21 protein-coding genes are annotated in these 22643 nt (G+C 52.9%); 19 read left to right on the top strand and 2 right to left on the bottom strand.

The window, feature by feature from the left end:
• Positions 1–74: 74 nt before the first annotated feature.
• Entirely contained in the window at positions 75–1145 is a 1071-nt protein-coding gene (locus QFZ34_RS10880) for a tetratricopeptide repeat protein (RefSeq protein ID WP_115054274.1), read from the bottom strand.
• Between the two features lie 19 nt (positions 1146–1164).
• Positions 1165–1827 carry a thiamine phosphate synthase gene (locus QFZ34_RS10875; RefSeq protein ID WP_115054207.1) on the bottom strand — a complete coding sequence of 221 codons (663 nt, stop codon included), beginning with the start codon at positions 1825–1827 and terminating at the stop codon, positions 1165–1167.
• A 201-nt stretch (positions 1828–2028) separates the two neighbouring features.
• Between QFZ34_RS10875 and QFZ34_RS10870 the strand changes: the two genes are divergently transcribed.
• From QFZ34_RS10870 to QFZ34_RS10780, 19 genes are all read left to right on the top strand, one after another.
• Positions 2029–2802 (top strand): sulfite exporter TauE/SafE family protein, encoded by a 774-nt coding sequence (locus QFZ34_RS10870; RefSeq protein ID WP_307280684.1) that lies wholly within the window; start codon positions 2029–2031, stop codon positions 2800–2802.
• A 134-nt stretch (positions 2803–2936) separates the two neighbouring features.
• The gene (locus QFZ34_RS10865) at positions 2937–4118 is read left to right on the top strand and encodes an OpgC family protein (RefSeq protein WP_307280682.1); all 1182 of its coding nucleotides are present in this window, start codon (positions 2937–2939) and stop codon (positions 4116–4118) included.
• A gap of 168 nt (positions 4119–4286) precedes the next feature.
• A complete protein-coding gene (locus tag QFZ34_RS10860; protein WP_307280678.1) occupies positions 4287–5936 on the top strand; it encodes an acyl-CoA synthetase in 1650 nt (549 codons plus the stop codon).
• Positions 5937–6330: 394 nt separating this feature from the next.
• A complete protein-coding gene (gene rcdA / locus QFZ34_RS10855; RefSeq protein WP_370878838.1) occupies positions 6331–6864 on the top strand; it encodes a protease adaptor protein RcdA in 534 nt (177 codons plus the stop codon).
• Between the two features lie 74 nt (positions 6865–6938).
• Entirely contained in the window at positions 6939–7466 is a 528-nt protein-coding gene (gene ruvC, locus QFZ34_RS10850; protein ID WP_115054211.1) for a crossover junction endodeoxyribonuclease RuvC, read from the top strand.
• Positions 7463–8080: a Holliday junction branch migration protein RuvA gene (gene ruvA / locus QFZ34_RS10845; RefSeq protein WP_115054212.1), complete on the top strand. Its 618-nt coding sequence runs from the start codon at positions 7463–7465 to the stop codon at positions 8078–8080. Before ruvC ends, ruvA begins: the two co-directional genes overlap by 4 nt.
• A gap of 39 nt (positions 8081–8119) precedes the next feature.
• Positions 8120–9160 carry a Holliday junction branch migration DNA helicase RuvB gene (ruvB, locus tag QFZ34_RS10840; protein WP_115054213.1) on the top strand — a complete coding sequence of 347 codons (1041 nt, stop codon included), beginning with the start codon at positions 8120–8122 and terminating at the stop codon, positions 9158–9160.
• Positions 9160–9597 (top strand): tol-pal system-associated acyl-CoA thioesterase, encoded by a 438-nt coding sequence (gene ybgC / locus QFZ34_RS10835; RefSeq protein ID WP_115054214.1) that lies wholly within the window; start codon positions 9160–9162, stop codon positions 9595–9597. The genes ruvB and ybgC overlap by 1 nt, the downstream gene beginning before the upstream one ends.
• A 238-nt stretch (positions 9598–9835) precedes the next feature.
• Complete coding sequence (tolQ, locus tag QFZ34_RS10830; RefSeq protein WP_008128090.1) at positions 9836–10543, top strand: protein TolQ; 708 nt, start codon at positions 9836–9838, stop codon at positions 10541–10543.
• A gap of 39 nt (positions 10544–10582) precedes the next feature.
• Positions 10583–11032 carry a protein TolR gene (gene tolR / locus QFZ34_RS10825; protein ID WP_115054215.1) on the top strand — a complete coding sequence of 150 codons (450 nt, stop codon included), beginning with the start codon at positions 10583–10585 and terminating at the stop codon, positions 11030–11032.
• A gap of 6 nt (positions 11033–11038) precedes the next feature.
• Positions 11039–12145, top strand: a complete 1107-nt coding sequence (tolA, locus tag QFZ34_RS10820) for a cell envelope integrity protein TolA (protein WP_115054216.1) — start codon at positions 11039–11041, stop codon at positions 12143–12145.
• A gap of 38 nt (positions 12146–12183) precedes the next feature.
• Positions 12184–13500 (top strand): Tol-Pal system beta propeller repeat protein TolB, encoded by a 1317-nt coding sequence (gene tolB / locus QFZ34_RS10815; RefSeq protein WP_115054217.1) that lies wholly within the window; start codon positions 12184–12186, stop codon positions 13498–13500.
• Between the two features lie 231 nt (positions 13501–13731).
• A complete protein-coding gene (gene pal, locus QFZ34_RS10810) occupies positions 13732–14232 on the top strand; it encodes a peptidoglycan-associated lipoprotein Pal (protein WP_115054218.1) in 501 nt (166 codons plus the stop codon).
• Positions 14233–14390: 158 nt separating this feature from the next.
• Entirely contained in the window at positions 14391–15350 is a 960-nt protein-coding gene (gene ybgF / locus QFZ34_RS10805; RefSeq protein WP_307280659.1) for a tol-pal system protein YbgF, read from the top strand.
• Entirely contained in the window at positions 15325–16698 is a 1374-nt protein-coding gene (gene tilS, locus QFZ34_RS10800; protein ID WP_307280655.1) for a tRNA lysidine(34) synthetase TilS, read from the top strand. The genes ybgF and tilS overlap by 26 nt, the downstream gene beginning before the upstream one ends.
• 93 nt (positions 16699–16791) lie before the next feature.
• A complete protein-coding gene (ftsH, locus tag QFZ34_RS10795; RefSeq protein WP_115054277.1) occupies positions 16792–18723 on the top strand; it encodes an ATP-dependent zinc metalloprotease FtsH in 1932 nt (643 codons plus the stop codon).
• Between the two features lie 256 nt (positions 18724–18979).
• On the top strand, positions 18980–20323 hold the full coding sequence (gene glmM / locus QFZ34_RS10790) for a phosphoglucosamine mutase (protein WP_115054220.1): 1344 nt from the start codon (positions 18980–18982) through the stop codon (positions 20321–20323).
• A 198-nt stretch (positions 20324–20521) separates the two neighbouring features.
• Entirely contained in the window at positions 20522–21295 is a 774-nt protein-coding gene (locus QFZ34_RS10785) for an outer membrane protein (protein WP_115054221.1), read from the top strand.
• A gap of 168 nt (positions 21296–21463) precedes the next feature.
• Positions 21464–22639, top strand: coding sequence for a phosphoserine transaminase (locus QFZ34_RS10780; protein ID WP_115054222.1), 1176 nt, complete (start codon positions 21464–21466; stop codon positions 22637–22639).
• Positions 22640–22643: the final 4 nt, after the last annotated feature.

Raw genomic sequence — 22643 nt, 5'->3', positions numbered from 1 at the left:
AAAGCGGCGTCCAATAATGGCGCTCCAAGACCACAAATTCGCGCAATAGGCAAGCGAAAGCGCAAAAACAGCTACTAACGGAGCTTATTTGCCTCGGTAATTGCTGCTTTCATCTGATCGTCATCCAGCCCATCCATGAAAGAATTCAGATCAGGATCGTTCAGTCCGGCACGTCGTGCCACGATGTACCATGCTGCTGCCTTGATGCTGTCGCCTTCCACGCCCAAGCCATCGCGATATAGTTTTGCAAGCCGTGCCTGTGCGGCAACATTGCCTCCCACCGCAGCACGAAGCATCCAGCCGAAACCGGACTTATAGTCGCGTTTGCCGCCGCGCCCTTCCACAAGCCATGTTCCAAGGTCCATCTGGGCGGTATCATAACCCTTAATGGCAGCCTTTATCAGATATTGGCGCGCTTTAGGCTCATCGCGTTGAATTTTGACTGTACCATTGGCTAAAATCTGGCTGACGGCATACTCGCCATCAGCGAGGCCCTTTTCTGCGGCCTGCAGGAACCACGGATAGGCATTGTCCAGCCCGGTTTCGCCCGGATGTTCCTGCATGAGAATCTGTCCAAGATTGAACTGCGCTGCGGCATTGCCCGCATTGGCTGCCGCTTTCATTAGTTCCTTGGCTTTGACGGGATCTTTAGTTGCATATTTGCCTTCAAGCAGAATGCCTGCGTAGCGAAATTGCGCTTCCGGTTGGCCCTGCTCGGCCGCCTTGGCATACCATTTTGCCGATTCAGCAAGACTGGCGGGAACACCCAAGCCTCTGGCGAGAATATCTGCAACGAGTACCTGCGCTGTCGCATCGCCAGCTTCGGCACGCGGCATCGCCAGATTATAGGCGGTCTTGTAAAGCCCGCGTTGATAAGCGCCAAAAGCTTCGTCTTCGGCGCCTTTACCAAAACGGGTGGGATTAATTGGTTCGGTAACGGGAGCGCCCAAAGGTTTGGGCTTATCTTGCTTGGGAGTTGTATCGGGTGATTCAAGCTGTGCAGGTGCAGGATCGGTTGGATTTTGAGCGGGGCTGGTGATGGATGGCGATGTGTCAGGCGTTTGCTGCGCAAAACCAGAGCCTGCCAACACTGCCATCAAAGCTGCCGAAAAAAAACTTAAGAGAGCAACGCGCTTCAATTCCATCAGTCCTGCTTCGCTTTCATCAGTTTCCGTCTTCAAATGCGGGTGCGTGCTCGTCAAGCAGGCGATTGGCCTCTTTAATCGCTGCGGCAGGGTCCGCACCGTCGAATATCGCGGCACCCAAAGCAATAAATTCGGCGCGCGTGGCAACTGCATCCGGGATGCTTTCCAGCGTATTCCCCGCCTGGATGATGCAGGGGATTTCGACCATCGACGCCCACCAATCAGCCAAATCAATATTTCGCGGATGCGCTTCCGGTTTATTGTCGGCACCAATTTTACCGAAAAGCACATAATCCGGAGCTGCCTCGCCAATTTCAAGCGCGGTGTGCCGGTTTTTGATGTTGCCTGTCCCAACGATCATCTTGGGCGAAAGCCGCGTAATAGTGTCGGCAAGCTCGGCAACGGGGCCTTCAAAATGCAACCCATCAGCTTTGACCCGGCCCGCAATCTGGGTGTTGCCAACAATAATGGCAGCCGCTCCCGATTCCTGAATCAGCGGAACCGCAGCCTCGGCCAAATTCTGGAATGTGGTTTCGTCCATTTCATAGGGAGGCAACAGCACCGAAGCCACGTCACCGCCACTCAGCGCCGCGCCGAGTTTTGCTACAAGCTCGTTGACACTGGCTGCATTGGGCGCAACCAGAACAATACGGCAACGCTTTAGATTCGGTTCGCTGTTCATCTGTTACCCCGACTATCGTTCTTCTTTAACTGTTAAATCATGATCGAATTCGGGCATAAAGGATGGTGTGTGCTTTGAACAGACCCTGCGCGGTTTCTGAAAACGGCAAGTTGATTTTTTTCGGTGATTTTCCGGAGAAAGCATTTCTCAATATCTGCGATCAGGATTAAGACAAATCTCCTCTCTACGGGTCTTCCTGCCATGTCCGATCTTTTATTGAACCCTTGGTTCTATGCCGCTGCCGTGCCTGCGACTATTCTCATAGGATTGTCAAAAGGCGGTCTTGGTGGCGCTATGGGGCAAGTGGGCGTGCCGCTCATGGCTTTGGTCATGCCGCCGGTTCAGGCCGCAGCAATCATGTTGCCCATACTGATCGTCATGGATGTTGCCAGCCTCTGGTCATGGCGCGGCCACAGCGATGCTAAAACGCTCAAGCTGATGCTGCCAGGCGGCTTGCTTGGCATTGGAATCGGCTGGCTGACGGCTTCTGTCGTAACTGACGACATGGTTAAACTTATCGTCGGCCTGGTCGCGATCATCTTTTTTGCGCGATATGTTTTTGCCAGCGCTGAACGGCGAGCCAAGGCGCAGCCTCACAATACGATAGCAGCGACTTTCTGGTCAGCCATAGCCGGGTTCACAAGTTTTGTCGCTCATGCCGGGGGGCCGCCCTATCAGGTTTACGCTCTCCCTTTGCGTCAGGATCCCAAGGTTTATAATGGTACCAGCGTGATTTTCTTCGCTGTCGTGAATGCGGTGAAAGTCATACCATATTTCCTGCTTGGGCAATTTGATGCGACGAATCTTGAAGCATCGGCGGTTCTCATGCCGCTCGCGCCACTGGCGACTTTTGCGGGAGCATGGATCGTCAAACGCATGCGGCCGGAGGTGTTTTACCCCTTCATGTATGGGATGATTTTGCTGATGGGGCTCAAGTTAACATACGACGGAATTGCCTCGTTGTTATATTCGTGAACCAAAGTTGATCGGCGCTGCCGCAACTTTTGCCTTACCTAGGCATTATCAAATCGCAACTGCCCAAATGAGTCGTTCCCAACGAGGCCGGGAACGCAATGCTTGCATAGTATTGATAGGAAATGGTGAATTTCATGACACAGTCCCTGACAAAACAGCGGGATACCCGCATTGACGTCTTTCGGGCTTTGGCGCTGCTGACCATTTTCGTCAATCACATTCCGGGCACTATTTTCGAACATTTGACGCATAAGAATCTGGGATTCTCCGATTCCGCAGAGGCGTTTGTTCTGATTTCAGGTATCGCGGTTGGTTTGGCTTACGGCTCCAAATTCGAGCCAGGCAATCGTATGCTTATGACGTTGAAGGCTTGGCGGCGCGCGGCCACGCTCTACAGCACACATATTCTGACGACGATAGCGACGCTCACCGTTTTCTGTGCTGCAGGTCTTTATTTGAAACGTCCTGAATTCATGTCCTTTATCAATATCGGACCGCTGATGGATCAGCCTGCAAAGGCGCTGATCGGGCTGGCAACGATGGGCCATCAACTAGGCTATAATAATATTCTTTCCATGTATGGCGTGCTGCTTTTAATGCTGCCATTGTTCTTGGCAATTGGCAGCATCAGTCTGAGCGCCATGATTGGTGTTTCGGGCGTGCTGTGGCTGGTTTCAGGTATCTATCAGATCGCACCACCAAACTATCCGACGGATGGCGTGTGGTTCCTCAATCCGCTGTCGTGGCAATTCCTGTTCGTCATCGGTATTGCGGGTGTCATGCATGTTCGTCGTGGCGGCGCCATTGCCTTCAACAAATATCTGTTTGGTCTGTCGATCGCTTATATTCTGATCGCGCTGGTTTGGGTGCGCTGGCCGCTTTGGGGCGTGGATACGTCGCTTGGCCTGCCTATGGTTCTGACAGGCTTTGACAAGACATTCTTGTCTCTGACCCGTTTGGCTCATGTTCTGGCGCTGGCCTATGTGATCGTCTCGGTCCCTGCGCTTTCCAATCTTGCACGCACCTCGCAGGATCATCCACTAGCGATCCTGGGCAAACATTCACTGCCAGTGTTTGTGGCAGGGACGATCCTTGCCATGGTTGCGCAGGTCGTCAAGGTCATGAACCCAGGTGGGCTGCTGGATGACACATTGCTGGTCGCCAGTGGTATCATGGCCCAATTTGCCCTTGCCTATTATCTGGAATGGTTGCCCCGCATTGGTTGGGGCGGGCGTCCGGTTCAAAAACCGAGTCCGGCAAAACCTGTGCTGGTCGGAAAAACCATGGCCGTGACCACTTTGAAGGCCGTGACATAAGCAGCCAAGCCCAATCAGATCGCGCTCGTAATTTTGTTGCGAGCGTGGCCACTAGAGCCTTTCCTGTTTAACTAGAAACAGAACTGCTTCTATTTAAGCAGGAAAGGCTCTAGCCCCCGCCGACAAAGCTAAGTTAAGATGGCTTCATCGTTGTGGGAGGCGACCTGTATGGGCAATATTTTCGAGCAGGATCTGGATCGCAACCTGGCAAACCATCAGCCGTTGACGCCGCTTTCCTATCTGGAACGTGCGGCGCGTGTTTATCCTGGCAGAACTGCCATAATCCATGGCTCGCAAAAGACTGATTACGGCACTTTTTATCGACGGACGCGCCAACTTGCTTCCGCCTTAGCCCACAAGGGCATCGGTAAAGGTGACACCATTACAGTGATGCTCTCCAACACGCCGCCTATGCTTGAAGCACATTTTGGCGTGCCCATGACAAAAGCCGTATTGCACTCACTGAACACGCGGCTGGATCCGGCGATTATTGCTTTTCAACTCGACCATGCGGAAACGAAGATCGCGATTGTCGATACCGAGTTTTCAAAGGTATTCAACGAAGCGCTCAAGCTGGCGAAGGTTAAGCCGATTGTCATTGATTTCGTGGATACGGAATACGCCGAGGATGCGCCTCATGCACAGGGACCCAGGATTGGCGAACTGGACTATGAGGCTTTCGTTCAAAGCGGCGATCCGGACTATCTCTGGTCGATGCCTGATGATGAGTGGGATGCAATAACGCTCAATTATACATCCGGCACCACGGGCAATCCCAAGGGTGTGGTATATCATCATCGCGGCGCAGCCTTGATGGGTTATGGCAATATTGTTGCCTCAGGGCTCGGGCGTTATCCCGTTTATCTCTGGACGTTGCCAATGTTTCATTGCAACGGCTGGTGCTTCCCCTGGACGTTGGCGTTACAGTTCGGGACCCATGTCTGTCTTCGCTGGGTCAGGGCAAAGCCGATTTACGATGCGATTGCCGATCATGGCGTCACGCATCTTTGTGGCGCACCCATTGTCATGTCGACCTTAATCAATGCCGCCGAGAGCGATAAAAGGACATTCCCCCAGACGGTTTCGTTTAACACCGCGGCAGCTTCGCCGCCTGAATCCATACTGGCCGGTATGGCAGAGGCAGGGTTTGAAGTGACGCATCTTTATGGGCTTACGGAGACCTATGGCCCTGCGGTGGTGAATGAATGGCAGGATGAATGGAACCTGCTTTCTCCATCGTCACAGGCTGTCAAGAAATCACGGCAAGGGGTCCGTTATACAGCGCTGGAGAACCTTGCAGTGCTCGATCCGGAAACCATGGAGCCAATGCCGGCAGATGGCGAAACTATTGGCGAGGTCATGTTTCGCGGCAATATCGTTATGAAAGGTTATTTGAAAAATCGCCAAGCAAGCGATGAAGCCTTTGCGGGCGGATGGTTTCATTCGGGCGATTTGGGCGTGACCTATCCGGATGGGTATATTCAACTTAAGGATCGTTCCAAGGACATCATTATCTCGGGCGGAGAGAATATTTCCTCCATAGAAGTGGAAGACGCGCTCTATAAATTTCCGGGTGTGGGTGCCTGTGCCGTAGTGGCCCGACTTGATGAAAAGTGGGGCGAAACACCCTTGGCTTTTGTCGAAATGAAACAGGGATGTACAGCGACTGCTGAGCAGTTGATGGCTCATTGTAAAGGGTTGCTGGCGAGCTATAAATGTCCCAGGCATGTGGTGTTTGAGGAAATACCCAAGACATCAACCGGCAAAATCCAAAAGTTTGAATTGCGCAAAAGGGCACGTGAAATAGGTGATCTGTAACCAGCAGGAACGAATGCAGCTTTTTAGGCAAATTTTCTCGACTTGTTCAGGTTAACCACTCGTTAAGCATTACAATCTATAAATAAGTCATCCAGTTTTCTGGATTCTTACCAAGTGGTTTGGCCACTTTGTTTGACGCCTCCCTGTTAGACTCCTGAGAGCCGCCTCGTTTTTGCGGCTCTTTTTTTATGTTTATATCCTCTGTCCATTCGCTGATCGCCCTGCCGTTAACCCTTTATTAAGGATAAACTTGCGTCACTGTGCACATACGGGCAGGTTGCGGGGATTACTGCCCGCCGACCGTTGTGCTGTTCCGGCTCCTCCTTCAGTAAGGGGCTACTGCTTTGACGAAAATAGCGGGTTGCGGCAGCGCATATTTTAGATGACAGGGCATATGATGGGTGAACAGGAATTCAAGGCAGACAACACGATCCGGCTTGCAGATCGTATGGTTCGCTCCGAAAGTTTCAATCACATCTACGATGAAGGAATGAACCTTGTTGAGGAGGCGGCGGCCTATCTTGACGGCGAGGGTCGCGAGGCCGCGCGTCGGCTTTCACGGACCGCAGCCACGCTTTACGCTGCCGAATCGATGCGCTTGACGACACGCTTGATGCAGGTCGCTTCGTGGCTTTTGCTGCAAAGGGCGTCGCGCAGTGGCGAGATGACGCTTGAACAAGTCATGTCAGAAAAAGCCAAGGTTCGGCTTGATACGGATTCGGCACCTGAAACAGTGGAGGGCTGGGATGAGATTCCGCTTTCCTACTGCGATATTGTTCATCGTTCATTGAGGCTGCAAGCGCGCGTTCGCCAGATGGATGATGAAATCTACAATGACGGAGCGGGCATTGAGCATGATCGCTTCATGTCGACGAATCCCGTGTCGGATCAGATCAGCCTTTTGGCAACTGCTTTCGGGCATCGATAATTTTTCCAACGTTTGTTTCGCTTTTGTTCACCTTTGTGCTGTCATGTTAAATGACACGCAGATAAGGTTTGGCAATGAAAGAAGCGATTCGCATCATCGGTATTGATCCCGGCCTCCGCCGCACAGGCTGGGGCATCATTGAAACGCTGGGTAATTCGCTGCGTTTCGTTGCTTCCGGGACGATTTTGTCCGATGCGAAACTTGATCTCGCCTCCCGGCTTTGCCAGTTGCATGATGGGCTTGCCGGTGTCATCCACGATCAGAAACCGCACGAGTCGGCTGTCGAGCACACTTTCGTCAACAAGGACGCGACTGCTACGCTGAAACTGGGGCAGGCACGAGGGATTGCTCTTCTCGTTCCCGCGCTTGCAGGACTGAAGGTTGCGGAATACGCTCCCAACGCTGTCAAGAAAGCCGTCATCGGTGTCGGCCATGGCGAGAAGAAGCAAATTCATATGATGGTCAAGGTTTTGATGCCGAAGGCAATGTTCGATACGGATGATGCGGCCGATGCTATAGCCGTCGCCATTTGCCATGCACATCACCGACAGAGCGCAATCGGCCGTCTTTTGATCGAACAAAAATTGGCGGCAATGGCATGATTGGTAAACTCAAGGGTACTGTAGACGAAATTGGCGAAGATCACGTGATCGTCGACGTGCACGGTGTTGGTTATGTTGTATTTTGCTCAATGCGCACTTTATCCAATCTCCCGGCGGCTGGCGAAGCGGTTGTGCTCCTGATTGAAACCTATGTGCGTGAAGACCTTATCCGCTTGTTCGGCTTTGGAACCGCTCTCGAGCGCGAGTGGTTTCGGCTCTTGCAGAGCGTTCAGGGAATTGGTGCCAAGGTTGCTTTGAGTGTACTCGGCACTCTGACGCCATCTGATCTTGCCAACGCGATAGCGCTGCGTGACATCGCGATGGTTTCAAGAGCCCCCGGCGTCGGCAAGCGTGTTGCCGAGCGAATCGTGACGGAGCTGAAGAACAAAGCTCCCGCCTTTGCGGGTGAAGCAATGGGAACCATCGGGCTCAAACAGGAACTGGGTGAGGGCGTCGCCCCTGCGCCAGTTACAGATGCTGTTTCAGCGCTGACCAATCTTGGCTATTCACGCGACCAGGCTGCCAATGCCATTGCCGCCGCGTTAAAAAATGCCGGCGAGGATGCGGATTCGGCGAAATTGATACGGTTGGGGCTGAAAGAGCTGTCACGGTGATGCATTGTCTGAACGTGCAGTCTATGCGAGGACAGGCGCATGAGTGATGCAAGCCGTCTGATAACACCGGAAAAGCGCGGGGAAGATCTTGATACTTCGCTGCGCCCGCAAACCCTTGCCGACTTTGTGGGTCAGGCAGCGGCGCGCGCCAATTTGAAAGTATTCATCGAAGCTGCCAAGTCGCGCGGTGAAGCGCTGGATCATGTGCTCTTTGTTGGCCCTCCCGGTCTCGGCAAAACAACATTGGCGCAGATCATGGCCAAAGAACTTGGTGTCAATTTCCGCTCGACCTCCGGACCAGTGATCGCCAAGGCAGGCGATCTTGCGGCGCTCCTGACCAATCTGGAAGAAAATGACGTTCTTTTCATTGATGAAATCCATCGGTTGAATCCTGCCGTCGAGGAAATCCTCTATCCTGCTATGGAAGATTATCAGCTCGATCTGATTATTGGCGAGGGACCAGCGGCCCGGTCCGTGAAGATTGATCTTGCAAAATTTACACTTGTTGCCGCGACCACCCGGCTTGGCTTGCTGACAACGCCTTTGCGTGATCGGTTTGGGATTCCCGTCCGGCTGAATTTCTATACCGTTGAGGAGCTGGAGCACATTGTGCGTCGCGGTGCGCGTATCATGGGAATCGGCATGACGGATGATGGCGCACTGGAAGTTGCCCGGCGTTCACGCGGGACACCGCGCATTGCCGGACGCTTGCTTCGCCGGGTGAGGGACTTTGCCATTGTCGATGGTAAAGACAAGATCGACCGTGAAACTGCCGACTCGGCGCTATTAAGGCTGGAAGTCGACAGGCTTGGCCTTGACCAGCTGGACCGACGCTATCTGGCGATGATTGCCCATAATTTTGGTGGCGGGCCTGTGGGAATTGAAACAATAGCCGCTGGGCTTTCAGAGCCGCGTGACGCTATTGAAGATATCATTGAGCCCTACATGATCCAACAGGGCTTTCTCCAACGCACGCCGCGCGGACGGGTATTGACCGTGAATGCCTGGAAACATCTGGGATTGACCGCGCCTGCCGACATTGTTCAGCAGCAGATCGCGCTTTTTCAGGATGACGACTGATGAGCGGGTTGGCTGGCGCGCTGACAGATGAGGGGCACAGGCTTGAGGCCCGGGTCTATTATGCCGATACGGACTTCTCAGGTGTCGTCTATCACGCGCGTTATCTGGAGTTTCTGGAACGCGGTCGCACGGATTATCTGCGCTTGCTGGGGGTACACCATACGGAACTTGCCGAAGGAAAACTCGGTGAAAATCTCGTCTGGATCGTTCGCCGGATGGAAATCGATTTCAGATCGCCCGCCCGCATCGACGATGTATTAACGGTTGAAACTCACACTGCCGCCATATCGGGAGCACGGGTGGAAATGCATCAGGCTATAAAACGCAACGGTGATTTGCTCATCTCGGCTGTTGTCGAGGCAGCGATGGTCAATAATGCAGGTCGTCCGCGAAGATTTCCGGCAGAGTGGGTCAAGCTTTTCAATCCACGGACATAAGATATTGCCATTTATATTGATCAGTCCCATGAATCATAACTGATCCTTAACCATAACAAATCATGAATAAGGCTATGAAACGGGGCGTTTGGCGTTAACGCCTTCGTTTTACCAAAATTAACGTAAAGAAGCCGCGTTAAGGTTACTGGAAATAAATCCGGTTTTTAAACGTGGCTCATCTGGATTGAAACGATTGTGCCCCGGTCAACAAGCCGGGTTTTCGGATTCGAGGATAAATATGGAAGATCTAACAGCCGTTGCCGTTCATACAGATGTTTCCCTCTGGGGATTGTTCTGGCAGGCAGGTTTTATCGTCAAGCTCGTGATGGTGGGATTGCTGGGTGCATCAATCTGGACCTGGGGTATCATTCTCGACAAGAGTCTCGGCTTTGGGCGGGCCAAACGTGCATTTGACCGCTTCGAGCAGGTTTTCTGGTCCGGCCAATCGCTTGAGGAACTCTATCGCAATCTTGGCGATAAGCGCACAACGGGAATGGGCGCTATTTTCATCGCTGCGATGCGCGAATGGAAGAAGTCGTTCGAAAAGGGCGCCCGCTCACCCATTGCTTTGCAGATGCGTATCGACAAGGCGATGGACGTGGCACTTGCCCGCGAAAGCGATTATCTCGCTGCCCGGCTGACTTCGCTCGCTACCATCGGTTCCGCCGGTCCATTCATTGGTCTGTTCGGAACTGTTATCGGTATCATGACATCGTTCATGGGTATTGCGGGCTCAAAGTCGACAAGTTTGGCGGTCGTCGCACCGGGTATTGCTGAGGCGCTTTTGGCGACGGCAATTGGTCTCGTCGCCGCTATTCCTGCGGTTATTGCCTACAATAAGCTTTCAAGTGATGCCGGTAAATTGACCGCCCGCATGGAAGGCTTCGCCGATGAGTTTTCCGCCATACTATCGCGGCAAATCGATGAGAAACTGCCGCGTACATAAGCCTGCGCAACAGATACAGCAATTGCGAGAATTGATGCCATGGGCATGTCTATAGGAAATAATGGTTCTGGTGGCAGCCGCCGCCGTCGCGGTCGGCACAGCAAGGGCGTGATGAGTGAGATCAACGTGACACCGCTGGTCGACGTCATGCTCGTGCTGTTGATCATCTTCATGGTAACCGCACCGATGATGACCGTTGGTGTGCCGATCGATATGCCGGAAACATCGGCACAGACGCTGAATAGCGAAGCGGATCCGATCTATGTAACGATTAACCAGCAAGGTCAGATCTATCTCCAGGAAACAGAAATTCCTCTTGAAGAAATCGTGCCCAAACTGCAGGCAATCGCCAAGACAGGCTATAAAGAACGCATTTTCGTCAAGGGCGACAAGGCTGCTGACTACGGTACGATCATGAAGGTTATGGCACAGATATCGGGTTCGGGTTTCAAGAACATCGGTCTCGTAAGTCTGCCGGAAGGTAACTAATCCATTATGCGGGGCAGCATCACATCTTCAGCAATAATCCACGCCGCTTTGCTCGGCTGGGGTCTATTGTCGTTTTCTGCGCCAACCCCGATGGATATGGCTAACTCGGAATCCATGCCCATTGATATTGTGTCCGATGTGAGCCAGCTGCAAAAAGGCGATAAGAAAGCCGAGAAGAACGAGAAGCCGGCACCAAAGCCGACACAGAAGCCGCAAACGATTCCTGACGCACAAAATGTCGGTGACAGCGAGACGGATGTGGAAACCAAACCCGCAACCGAGACAAAAGCGAAGCCTGTAGAGGCGGCAGAAGCGCCCAAGCCTTCGGAAACGCCTGTCGCCAAACCGGACCCTCAGCCTGAACCAAAGCCGGAAGTAAAGCCTGAGCCGAAGCCAACACCTGTACCCGCTACAGAAGTCAAGCCAGAGCCGGAGCCCAAGCAGGAGGTCAAGCCTGATCCTGTTGCGGAAGCAATTAATGATGTGAAACCTGTACCGGCACCCGCTGAAACGCCAAAGGCTGAACCTGCTCCGCAAGCCGAAAAGCCTGCCGAAGAAGAGTTCAAGTTGCCGGAAAAGGTTGCGATGCCGCAAGCCAAGCCAACGCCGCCAGCGCAGACCGCCAAGACACCTGATCGTAAGGAAACGCCTGAGAAACCGAAAACGCAGACCGCTTCGACCCCATCAAAGGAAAAGGACGGTATCGCGGATCAAGTTGCGGATTTGCTCAACAAGCAAAAAGCATCAGCTGGCGGGGCAAAACGCTCAACCGACCAAGCTTCGCTGGGTGCAAGTAAAACGACGGGCGGCAGTTCTCTCAGCCAGAGCGAGATGGACGCATTGCGTGGTATCATTGAAGGCAATTGGAACAAGCCGGTTGGCGCGGAAGAATCGCCGGATATGAAGATTATTGTGCGGTTCCGCCTTACTCAGGACGGCCAGATTGACGGCAGCCCTGAAGTTAGCGGCACTGGAGCGGATGCCGGACTTTTGAATGCAGTCAAGAGCAGCGCATTGCGAGCTGTTATGCGATCTGCGCCGTTCAACCTGCCGCAAGACAAGTATGATACCTGGTCGACTGTCGAATTGACATTCTATCCGGGTGCAACCTGAAAATCACCATAGGCCAGCCAAAAGAGGGCCCTGAACTAATGCTGAAATTATCCCGTTTATTCCTCTCCGCAGTTGCGCTGGTCATGGCGACGTCCATGATTGCAACTTTGCCAGCCCGCGCTGAGCTTAAACTCGACATCACCAGAGGTGTTGTGGAGCCTATGCCCATCGCGATTACAGATTTTCTGTCCGGCGATCAGCTTGGCGCTCAAATCTCCGGCGTTATCGCTGCTGACCTTGAACGCTCAGGATTGTTTGCTCCGGTCGACAAGGGAGCCTTCATCGAGAAGATATCCAATCCAGATGCTGCACCCCGTTTTGAAGACTGGAAGGTTATCAATGCGCAAGCACTGGTCACCGGCCGCGTGACCAAGCAAGGTGATGGCAGGCTGAAGGCAGAGTTCCGGCTTTGGGATACATTTGCCGGCCAACAGCTTGAAGGTCAGCAGTTTTTTACCGCTCCTGACAGCTGGCGCCGTGTTGCTCATATTATCGCCGATGCGATTTATGAAAAGCTGACGGGTGAAAAAGGCTACTTTGATACGCGCATCGTGTTCGTTGATGAATCCGGCACCAAGGAAAAACGCATCAAGCGTCTTGGAATCATGGATCAGGATGGCGCGAATGTGCGCTACCTGACCAATGGCAAGGACCTCGTTCTGACACCGCGCTTCTCACCGAGCCGTCAGGAAATCACTTATATGTCCTATGAAGGTGGCAAGCCGCAGATTTACCTGTTGCAGCTTGAGACCGGCCAGCGCGAACTTGTCGGAAATTTCCCCGGCATGACGATTGCGCCGCGCTTCTCGCCGGATGGGCAAAAGGTTGTGATGAGTCTTCTGCAGGAAGACGGCAGTGCCAATGTTTATGCGATGGATCTGCGCAGCCGCACGACGACACGTCTGACGAGTACTTCTGCAATCGATACCGGCGCATCCTACTCGCCAGATGGAACGCAGGTCGTGTTCGAGTCTGATCGCGGCGGACGCCCGCAGATTTATAAGATGGGCGCCGATGGCTCCAATCCGCAGCGTATCTCATTTGGCGACGGTTCTTATTCAACCCCGGTCTGGTCTCCTCGCGGTGATCTTATTTCCTTCACCAAACAATCCGGCGGACAATTTTCCATCGGTGTGATGAAAACCGATGGTTCCGGCGAGCGTATTCTGACAAGCGGTTATCATGATGAAGGTCCTACATGGGCGCCAAACGGTCGCGTGCTGATGTTCTTCCGCATGCCTCCCGGCTCAAACAGTCCGCATCTCATGACCGTCGATCTGACAGGACGCAACTTGCGGCAAATCCAGACTCCAAATCTGGCTTCTGACCCGGCTTGGTCGCCATTGCTGGAATAAAGGCACCTGTTTTGATGAATTAAGGCGATTCCCGGCGTTGTTTTCCAACATCGCCGGGAATGTCGTTTTTCCGCCGCATTCCTTGCATTAAGGATGCGGCACAACCATTAAGTTTCGCCGTTAATCCTGATGTTAAGAGTGGATTAACCCTGTTTCTTGAATTGGTCTTAACCTCAATATGGTTACTGCTTGTTCACCGAAACAAATCCAATTCTCAAGGAGTTCAGGCTCATGCGCCGCTTCGAAATGATCGCTCGCAGTCCAGTTTTCGTCGCCCTCTTCCTGTCGCTCGCTATCGCGGGTTGCGCAAAGAAGCCAGTCAACAGTGCCGGCGACCTCGGCCTGGGTGCCGGCGCTGCAACGCCCGGTTCGACGCAGGACTTCACAGTTAACGTTGGCGACCGTATTTTCTTTGACGTTGACTCGTCAGTTATCCGTGCTGATGCTCAGCAGACCCTGTCAAAGCAGGCGCAATGGCTGCAGCGTTATCCTAACTATGCAATCACTGTTGAAGGTCACGCCGACGAGCGCGGCACTCGCGAATACAATCTGGCCCTTGGCCAGCGCCGTGCAGCCGCTACCCGCAACTTCCTGGCGGCGCGCGGAGTTCCAGCCCAGCGCATCAAGACACTGTCCTACGGTAATGAACGCCCTGTCGCGGTTTGCGATTCGGAATCCTGCTGGTCGCAGAACCGTCGTGCAATCACCGTTCTCGGTGGCGCTGGCAGCTAAGCCTACTGTTAAAAGTTGATAAAAAGCGGCTTTAGGGCCGCTTTTTGTATTTTATAACATGTTGAAACAAAATTTGGCCGAAGTCGCCTTGCTCATGATAGATAGGGCTGCTGCAAAAGGTTGCAGTGTTAAATTCCCATATCAGGGGCGGTAAAGGAATGAACAAACGATTGAAGAGTTTTGTAGTGGCGATGACGCTGGTGCCATTACTGGCAACCGGCGCGAGCCACGCGGCCAGTGGAGGCGGCGGGGTTTTTCCGCCAGCTCCCAAGGCGACGGTCGGCGCTATGGATGCGCCTGTTCTCATGGCACAAGCGGGTGATCCTCGTGTCAGCCAGTTGGAAGAGCAGATCAGGCAACTGACCGGTAAAATCGAAGAACTGAACTTCCAGCTTCTGCAAATGCAAGAGCAAATGCGGAAAGTTCAGGACGATAATGAGTTCCGCTTTCAGGAACTTGAAAAGGGCAAGCGTTCCGACGCTGGCGGCAAGGGCGACCGGACGGTCGCCGAAGCTCCCCGCGCGCCGCATAATACGGAGGCATCGACAGATGCCTCCACCGATTCCGCTGCTATTGACCCACAGATTGATCCTTCCAACAATTCGGTGTTTGGCGTACCGCCGCAAACGCTCGGACAGATTCAATTTGATGCCAATGGCAACGTAATCGGTGGAACGCGCAACGAAGATCCTGAGCAGGCGGATAACACAACTGTCGCCGCTCTACCGCAGACCGATGATCCGAAAGCACTGTACAGCCAGGCCTATCAACTTTTCCTGTCGGGCGATTATCGCAGCGCAGAGGTTGCATTCCGTAGCCATGTCGACCGCTTTCCCAATGATCCAGCTGATGCCGACGCCCGCTACTGGCTTGGAGAATCGCTTTTCGGGCAGGGCCGCTACCAACAGGCTGCATCGGTTTTTCTGGACAATCACAAGCAATTTCCAGATTCAAAGAAAAGTCCGGAGAATTTGCTCAAACTGGGCATGACGCTGGCAAAAATGAAAGATCATGATGTGGCTTGCGCGACATTTGCATCTGTTACTTCCAGATATCCAAACATTTCGGCGGCGATCAAAGAGCGCGTGAAGAATGAGCGTGCCGCCAATAAGTGCTGAAAAAACGATCGATCTGAACGGGATCTTCTCGGCAATTGATTTTGAAGGCTCGCGATCGATCGTCGTTGCGGTTTCCGGCGGTAGTGACTCTTTGGCGCTGCTCTATCTGCTTCTCGAGTATCGTAAATCCCGGCCGTCCTTTCCCGAAATCGTAGCTATAACAATTGATCATGGGCTTCGACCAGAATCCCGCGATGAAGCAAATTATGTCGGAGAACTTTGCCAAAAAGCAGGAATTTCCCATCGGATATTGTCATGGCACGGACAAAAACCAGACACGGGCCTTTCTGCCAAGGCGCGTGAGATACGTTACAAGCTTCTGTGTGATGCAGCGCGCGATGCCGGAGCAGGGATAATCCTCACGGGCCATACGCTTGATGATCAGGTTGAAACATTCCTGATGCGCTCTGATCGCAGCGTTGCTGATAGCAGCGAGCGTGGGCAGGCGGGCATGGCGCTTGCGACCTTGCTGGAGCGCGAAGTGTGGCTGGTGCGACCGCTGTTGAACATGCGCCGTGAAGAGCTTCGAGATTATCTGCGGATGCTTGGAGTGACGTGGAAAGACGACCCCTCGAACGATAGTCTTAAATATGAACGTGTCCGGGTTCGAAAAAGCATTCAGGAAAATGATCTCGACGAACTTCAATCAAAAATCAAGCACAAGGCATCAAAGCGGCTGAATCTCAACGCGGAGGTAACGACGGCATTGCCGAGCTGCGTAACGGTATTGGGCGGCATCAAGGCGCAGATCAACCGGGAAAATTGGTATCAGCAGAAGCCGGGAGTGCAAGAATTGGCTGTTAGCGTGCTGCTTGCTATCATGGGAGGCCAATCTTTTTTGCCCTCTGCAACATCATGCAGAAAAGCACTGAAATTTATCGAAGAGGCTGACACGCATAGCAAGCTCTCGATCGGGCGTTGCATCATTGAATCGAGACCAGAAAATACTTTGCTCTATCGCGAAATGCGTTCAATTCCTACGCTGACCGTTGAGCCGGGAATGTCCGTGATCTGGGACGGACGCTATAGATTGACCAATGCCGGAAAGCGCTCTGTCATCATTGATGCTTGCGGCGTGCAGGGACTTGCTGAATTGAAAAGCCGGATGGACAATGTTCACGGTCCGTCAGCCCAGTCGAGCCCGGCTATTGTCATGAACGGCGTCAGGCACAGTCCTGTCTTCGATGATCACGGTAAATTGCCTGAAGGATTGATAATCGAGCGTTATGTTGGCTTGTTTGACAATATTCTCGTAGGATACGACCAATTATTGGCGCAATGCGTTGCTACGATGCTCAAAATACCGGCTTACAAGCGCTATCCTGTAAACCAGATTAACAAGAATTGAGCTGAAGTCGAATGCTAGCCTTGGCAAGGGCGCGCTTCGAACCTATGTTACATGCAAATTCCGCGTTTGCGGGTGCAATTGATGGGACCTGACATGAATCCTAACTACCGGAACTTCGCGCTGTGGGCGATAATAGCTCTGCTTCTGATTGCGTTGTTCAATCTTTTCCAAAGCCCTACATCGCGTTCAGCATCGAGTGATGTGCCGTATTCGCAATTCATCACTGATGTGAACAGCGGACGCGTGAAGTCGGTAACCATCACTGGTGATCGCATCACAGGCACGTATACGGACAACAACTCCAACTTCCAGACCTATTCACCCGGCGATCCGGGTCTGGTTGGCCGTTTGGAAAGCAAGAATGTTCAGATCGCTGCCCGCCCTGAATCTGACGGTTCGACCTCATTGGTTGGTATGTTGATTTCCTGGCTGCCGATGATCCTTATTCTCGGCGTGTGGATTTTCTTCATGCGGCAGATGCAAGGCGGCTCGCGTGGCGCTATGGGGTTTGGCAAATCCAAGGCCAAGCTTCTAACCGAAGCGCATGGCAGGGTTACTTTCCAGGATGTAGCTGGTGTCGATGAAGCCAAGGAAGATCTTGAGGAAATCGTCGAGTTCCTGCGTGACGCTCAAAAATTCCAGCGCTTGGGCGGACGTATCCCACGCGGTGTCCTGCTCGTCGGGCCGCCCGGTACCGGTAAAACCTTGCTTGCCCGCGCCATTGCCGGCGAAGCCAATGTGCCGTTCTTCACCATTTCCGGTTCGGACTTTGTGGAAATGTTTGTCGGTGTGGGTGCTTCCCGCGTTCGCGACATGTTCGAGCAGGCCAAGAAGAATGCTCCTTGCATTATCTTCATCGACGAAATCGATGCGGTAGGTCGCCATCGTGGTGCAGGTCTTGGTGGCGGTAATGATGAACGCGAACAGACATTGAACCAGTTGCTGGTCGAGATGGATGGTTTTGAGGCCAATGAGGGTGTTATCCTGATCGCCGCCACCAACCGTCCGGATGTTCTTGATCCAGCATTGCTGCGTCCGGGTCGTTTTGACCGACAAGTCGTTGTTCCAAATCCTGATGTTGCCGGTCGTGAGAAAATTCTCAAGGTTCACGTGCGCAATGTACCTTTGGCACCAAATGTCGATCTTAAAGTATTGGCACGTGGTACGCCGGGTTTTTCGGGCGCCGATTTGATGAATCTTGTCAATGAAGGTGCTTTGATGGCTGCACGGCGCAATAAACGCCTTGTCACCATGCAGGAATTCGAAGACGCTAAAGACAAGATCATGATGGGGGCCGAACGCCGCTCGACGGCGATGACGCAGGCAGAAAAAGAACTGACCGCCTATCACGAAGCAGGTCATGCTATCGTGGCGCTGAACGTAGCACTGGCAGATCCCTTGCATAAGGCGACGATCATTCCGCGCGGTCGGGCTCTTGGAATGGTCATGCAGTTGCCGGAAGCGGATCGTTATTCCATGAGTTACAAGTGGATGATTTCCCGCCTTGCAATCATGATGGGTGGACGAATTGCTGAGGAACTCAAATTCGGCAAGGAAAACATCACCTCCGGTGCCTCGTCAGATATTGAACAGGCAACGAAGCTTGCCCGTGCCATGGTTACGCGTTGGGGTTTCTCCGACAAACTCGGACAGGTTGCTTATGGCGAGAACCAGGAAGAAGTGTTCCTCGGCCATTCAGTCGCTCGCACGCAGAATGTTTCTGAAGAAACAGCGCAGTTGATTGATGCGGAAGTGCGTAAGCTGATTGACGATGCCTATAGCGCTGCTCGCACCATTTTGACGAAGAAGAAAAAGGAATGGATTGCGATTGCGGAAGGCCTTTTGGAATATGAAACGCTGACCGGCGAAGAAATCAAGGCATTGATGGCTGGCAACAAGCCTGCCCGCGACCTTGGGGATGATACACCGCCTTCGCGTGGATCGGCTGTGCCCAAGGCCGGAGCCAAGAAACCACGTAAGGGCGATGAGCCGGACAAAGGTCTAGAACCTCAACCGCAATCGTGATTGCAACAAGAATGAAAAAGGCGGCTGGTGAAAACCGGCCGCTTTTGCACGAATTGTTTAGGCCTCGGTATTTAGAGTCCTTCTTGCTTAACTAGAATTGTTCTGCGGGAGGGATTTGTGAACGAAACTTGCTCTAGTATAATCCTCACACAATTTGTGAACTGCGAAAGAGATGTCCTTCTGCAATAAGCAAGACCACTCAACCATAATCGTAGCCGTTATACGCCTACGTGTCGCAACAACTGGATAACCGTATATGGCTCGCAAATATTTTGGCACCGATGGCATTCGTGGACAGGCAAACGCCTATCCCATGACACCCGATATCGCCATGAAAGTTGGCATGGCTGTCGGACTCGCCTTCAAACGCGGTGAGCATCGCAATCGCGTCGTTATCGGCAAAGATACCAGACTTTCCGGTTATATGATCGAAAACGCTTTGGTGGCTGGCTTCACGTCAACCGGAATGGATGTTTTCCTTCTGGGCCCGATCCCGACGCCCGCAGTGGCGATGCTGTGCCGGTCGTTGCGCGCTGACATAGGTGTAATGATATCGGCTTCGCACAATCCGTTTCAGGATAACGGCATCAAACTGTTCGGGCCGGACGGGTTCAAGCTTTCAGATGCTATCGAACTCGAAATTGAACGATTGATGGATGAAAATCTTGCCGATCGGCTATCTGCTTCCGAAGCGCTTGGGCGTGCCAAGCGTGTGGATGGTGACATCTATCGCTATATCGAGTTTGCCAAGCGTACCATGCCCAAGAATATCTCGCTGGCTGGTCTGCGCATTGTTGTCGATTGTGCCAATGGCGCAGCTTACAAGGTGGCACCGGCCGCCCTGTGGGAGCTGGGCGCCGAGGTTGTTACCATCAACAATGAACCAAACGGCACAAATATTAACGAAGATTGCGGTTCCACCCATCCTTTGGGCCTAATCAAGAAGGTGCATGAGGTTCGCGCCGATATTGGTATTGCGCTGGATGGTGATGCAGACCGTGTGCTTATTGTTGATGAAAACGGCGCGATCATTGATGGCGATCAGCTGATGGCGGTGATTGCCCAGTCATGGCAGGAATCGGACCGCCTTGTTGGGGGCGGTGTTGTCGCTACCATCATGTCAAATCTTGGATTTGAACGCTTCCTTGACAATCGGGGCCTGACGCTGGCGCGCACGCAAGTGGGGGATCGTTATGTCGTTGAACATATGCGAAACCATGGTTTCAATATTGGTGGTGAGCAATCGGGGCATATCGTACTTTCAGATTTCTCGACCACGGGTGACGGTCTCGTATCAGCCTTGCAAATACTTGCAGTCGTTCAACAATTGCAAAAACCTGTCAGTGAGGTTTGCCGCAAATTCGAACCTGTCCCGCAACTTCTCAAGAACGTTCGCACGACGGGAACAAAGCCGCTTGAGAACAAGCACGTGAAAAGCGCGATTGACGACGCACGCGGTCGTCTGGGCACATCGGGCCGCCTTGTCATTCGACCGTCTGGTACAGAACCATTGATCCGCGTCATGGCGGAGGGGGACGATCGCAAGCTGGTGGAGTCAGTTGTAAATGACATTATTTCGGTCATTTCGTCAGCTGCATAGAATGTGATTTCACCAAGTTAAGAAAGGGCCCCTTGTGGGCCTTTTTTATTGTCCGTTGTCGCGGTGAGAATTTATTAACGTTAATGGATATGGTGAATAAACACGGTTAAGCGTGATTTAACTTTTTCCACTCATAGTACGGATCACAACTATTGGTGGCATCCGCTGCGATGACTTTTGGCCTATGAGGGAACAGAAATGAGCGCCTTTAACAAATATGCTGCACTGAGCGCAGCACTTCTTTGCCTGGGGGCTGCCCCCGCCTTCGCTGCGGATATTCAGGAGGCACCCATCGTCGAGGTAGAGCAATTCGGTGGTTGGTACCTGCGCGGCGATCTCGGTATGAGCAACCAGCGGTTGAAGGGCCTCAGCTACTCAGCTTTTTCTGGTCCCGAGGATTTCGGGTGGAACAATGATGGCGAGTTTGACGCTGGGATGACCGGTCAGATCGGTGTCGGCTATCAGTTCAATGATTGGCTTCGTGCAGACGTCACGGCGCAGTATCGCGGGAAAACCGATTTCAGTGCGCAGGATTACTACGATACAGACGGCGTTCCTGGTGGTGGCGATAATGGGACCAATGATTATAGCGCGAAAAAATCCGAATGGCTGTTCCTCGCCAATGCCTATGCCGATCTTGGAACCTATGCGGGCATAACACCTTACCTCGGTGCTGGTATCGGTGCATCGCGCAACACAATCTCCGGGTTCCGGGATGTCAATGTTGTGACAAATGGCGGCGGTTATGCAGCTAGTGAATCGGAATGGAACCTTGCATGGGCCCTGCATGCGGGTGTGGGCATCAAGGCGACTGAACGCATGACTATTGATCTTGGCTATAGTTACGTCGATCTCGGTGATGCCAAGACGGGCACGTTCTACAATAATAATGGATCAAATCGTGGTGAGTCAGTGAAGTTCAAGGATATTACTTCGCATGACTTCAAGCTCGGCGTGCGTTACGCATTCTGATAGAACCGGCTAATCTCAACAAAGCGGCGAGGCGGATGGCTCGCCGTTTTTGTTTTCTGTGTCGCACCTAAACATATTTCTTGACTGCAAACGACATTTCTCCTAATTCCCGCAGTGGGCCACCTCTCCCCAACGAGAGGCAAGCTATCTGAGAGGATAGGAGAAAACATGACGACGCTTTCCAAGCCGGCGCAGCGCCCGGCTAACCCCAATTTTTCATCAGGTCCCTGTGCCAAACGTCCCGGTTGGTCGCTCCAAGCGCTCGCCGACGCACCGCTTGGTCGCTCGCATCGCGCGAAGGTCGGCAAGACCAAGCTGAAACAGGCAATTGATCTTACCCGTGAAATTCTGCAGGTGCCTGCCGATTATCGTATCGGCATTGTTCCTGCCTCAGATACCGGTGCTGTCGAGATGGCACTTTGGTCGCTGCTCGGTGAGCGCGGTGTCGACATGGTTGCCTGGGAGAGCTTTGGTTCTGGCTGGGTTACAGATGTCGTGAAGCAGTTGAAACTTGCCGACACCCGTCTTATCGAAGCAGGTTATGGCGCGTTGCCGGATCTTTCCAAGGTGGATTTTGACCGCGATGTGGTCTTTACCTGGAATGGCACAACTTCGGGTGTGCGTGTGCCGAATGGCGATTTCATTCCGGCTGACCGCAAAGGCTTGACGATTTGTGACGCAACATCGGCTGCATTTGCGCAGCGTCTGGATTTTGACAAGCTCGATGTCGTGACCTTCTCATGGCAAAAAGTGCTTGGCGGCGAGGGCGCGCACGGGATGCTTATCTTGAGCCCGCGTGCCGTACAGCGTCTTGAGACCTATAAGCCCGCATGGCCTCTGCCAAAGATTTTTCGCCTTACATCTGGCGGCAAACTGATCGAAGGCATTTTTGCCGGCGAAACGATCAATACGCCTTCAATGCTCTGCGTCGAGGATTACCTCGATGCGTTGAACTGGGCAAAGTCTATCGGCGGGCTCGATGGTCTGGTTGGCCGCGCCGACGCAAATTTTGCGGTGCTTGATGCCTTCGTTGAAAATTCGCCATGGCTTGGCAATTTGGCTGTTGTCCCATCAACGCGCTCCAACACTTCAGTTTGCCTGACGATTATTGACCCAGAAATCACGGCTCTCGAACCAGACGCGCAGGCAACCTTTGCCAAGAACATCGTGACGGCACTGGAAAAAGAGGGTGTCGCTTTCGATATTGGCGCCTATCGCGATGCGCCTTCAGGCCTGCGTATATGGGCGGGTGCGACGGTTGAGGCTTCGGATCTCCAGGCTCTGACATTGTGGCTTGACTGGGCTTTCCAGTCACAGAAAGCCGCGTTGAAGCAGGCAGCCTGATTTC

This window comes from Phyllobacterium ifriqiyense, from assembly GCF_030817885.1.
Taxonomy (GTDB): Bacteria; Pseudomonadota; Alphaproteobacteria; order Rhizobiales; family Rhizobiaceae; genus Phyllobacterium; species Phyllobacterium ifriqiyense.
This window is presented reverse-complemented; position numbering and strand designations above follow the sequence as displayed.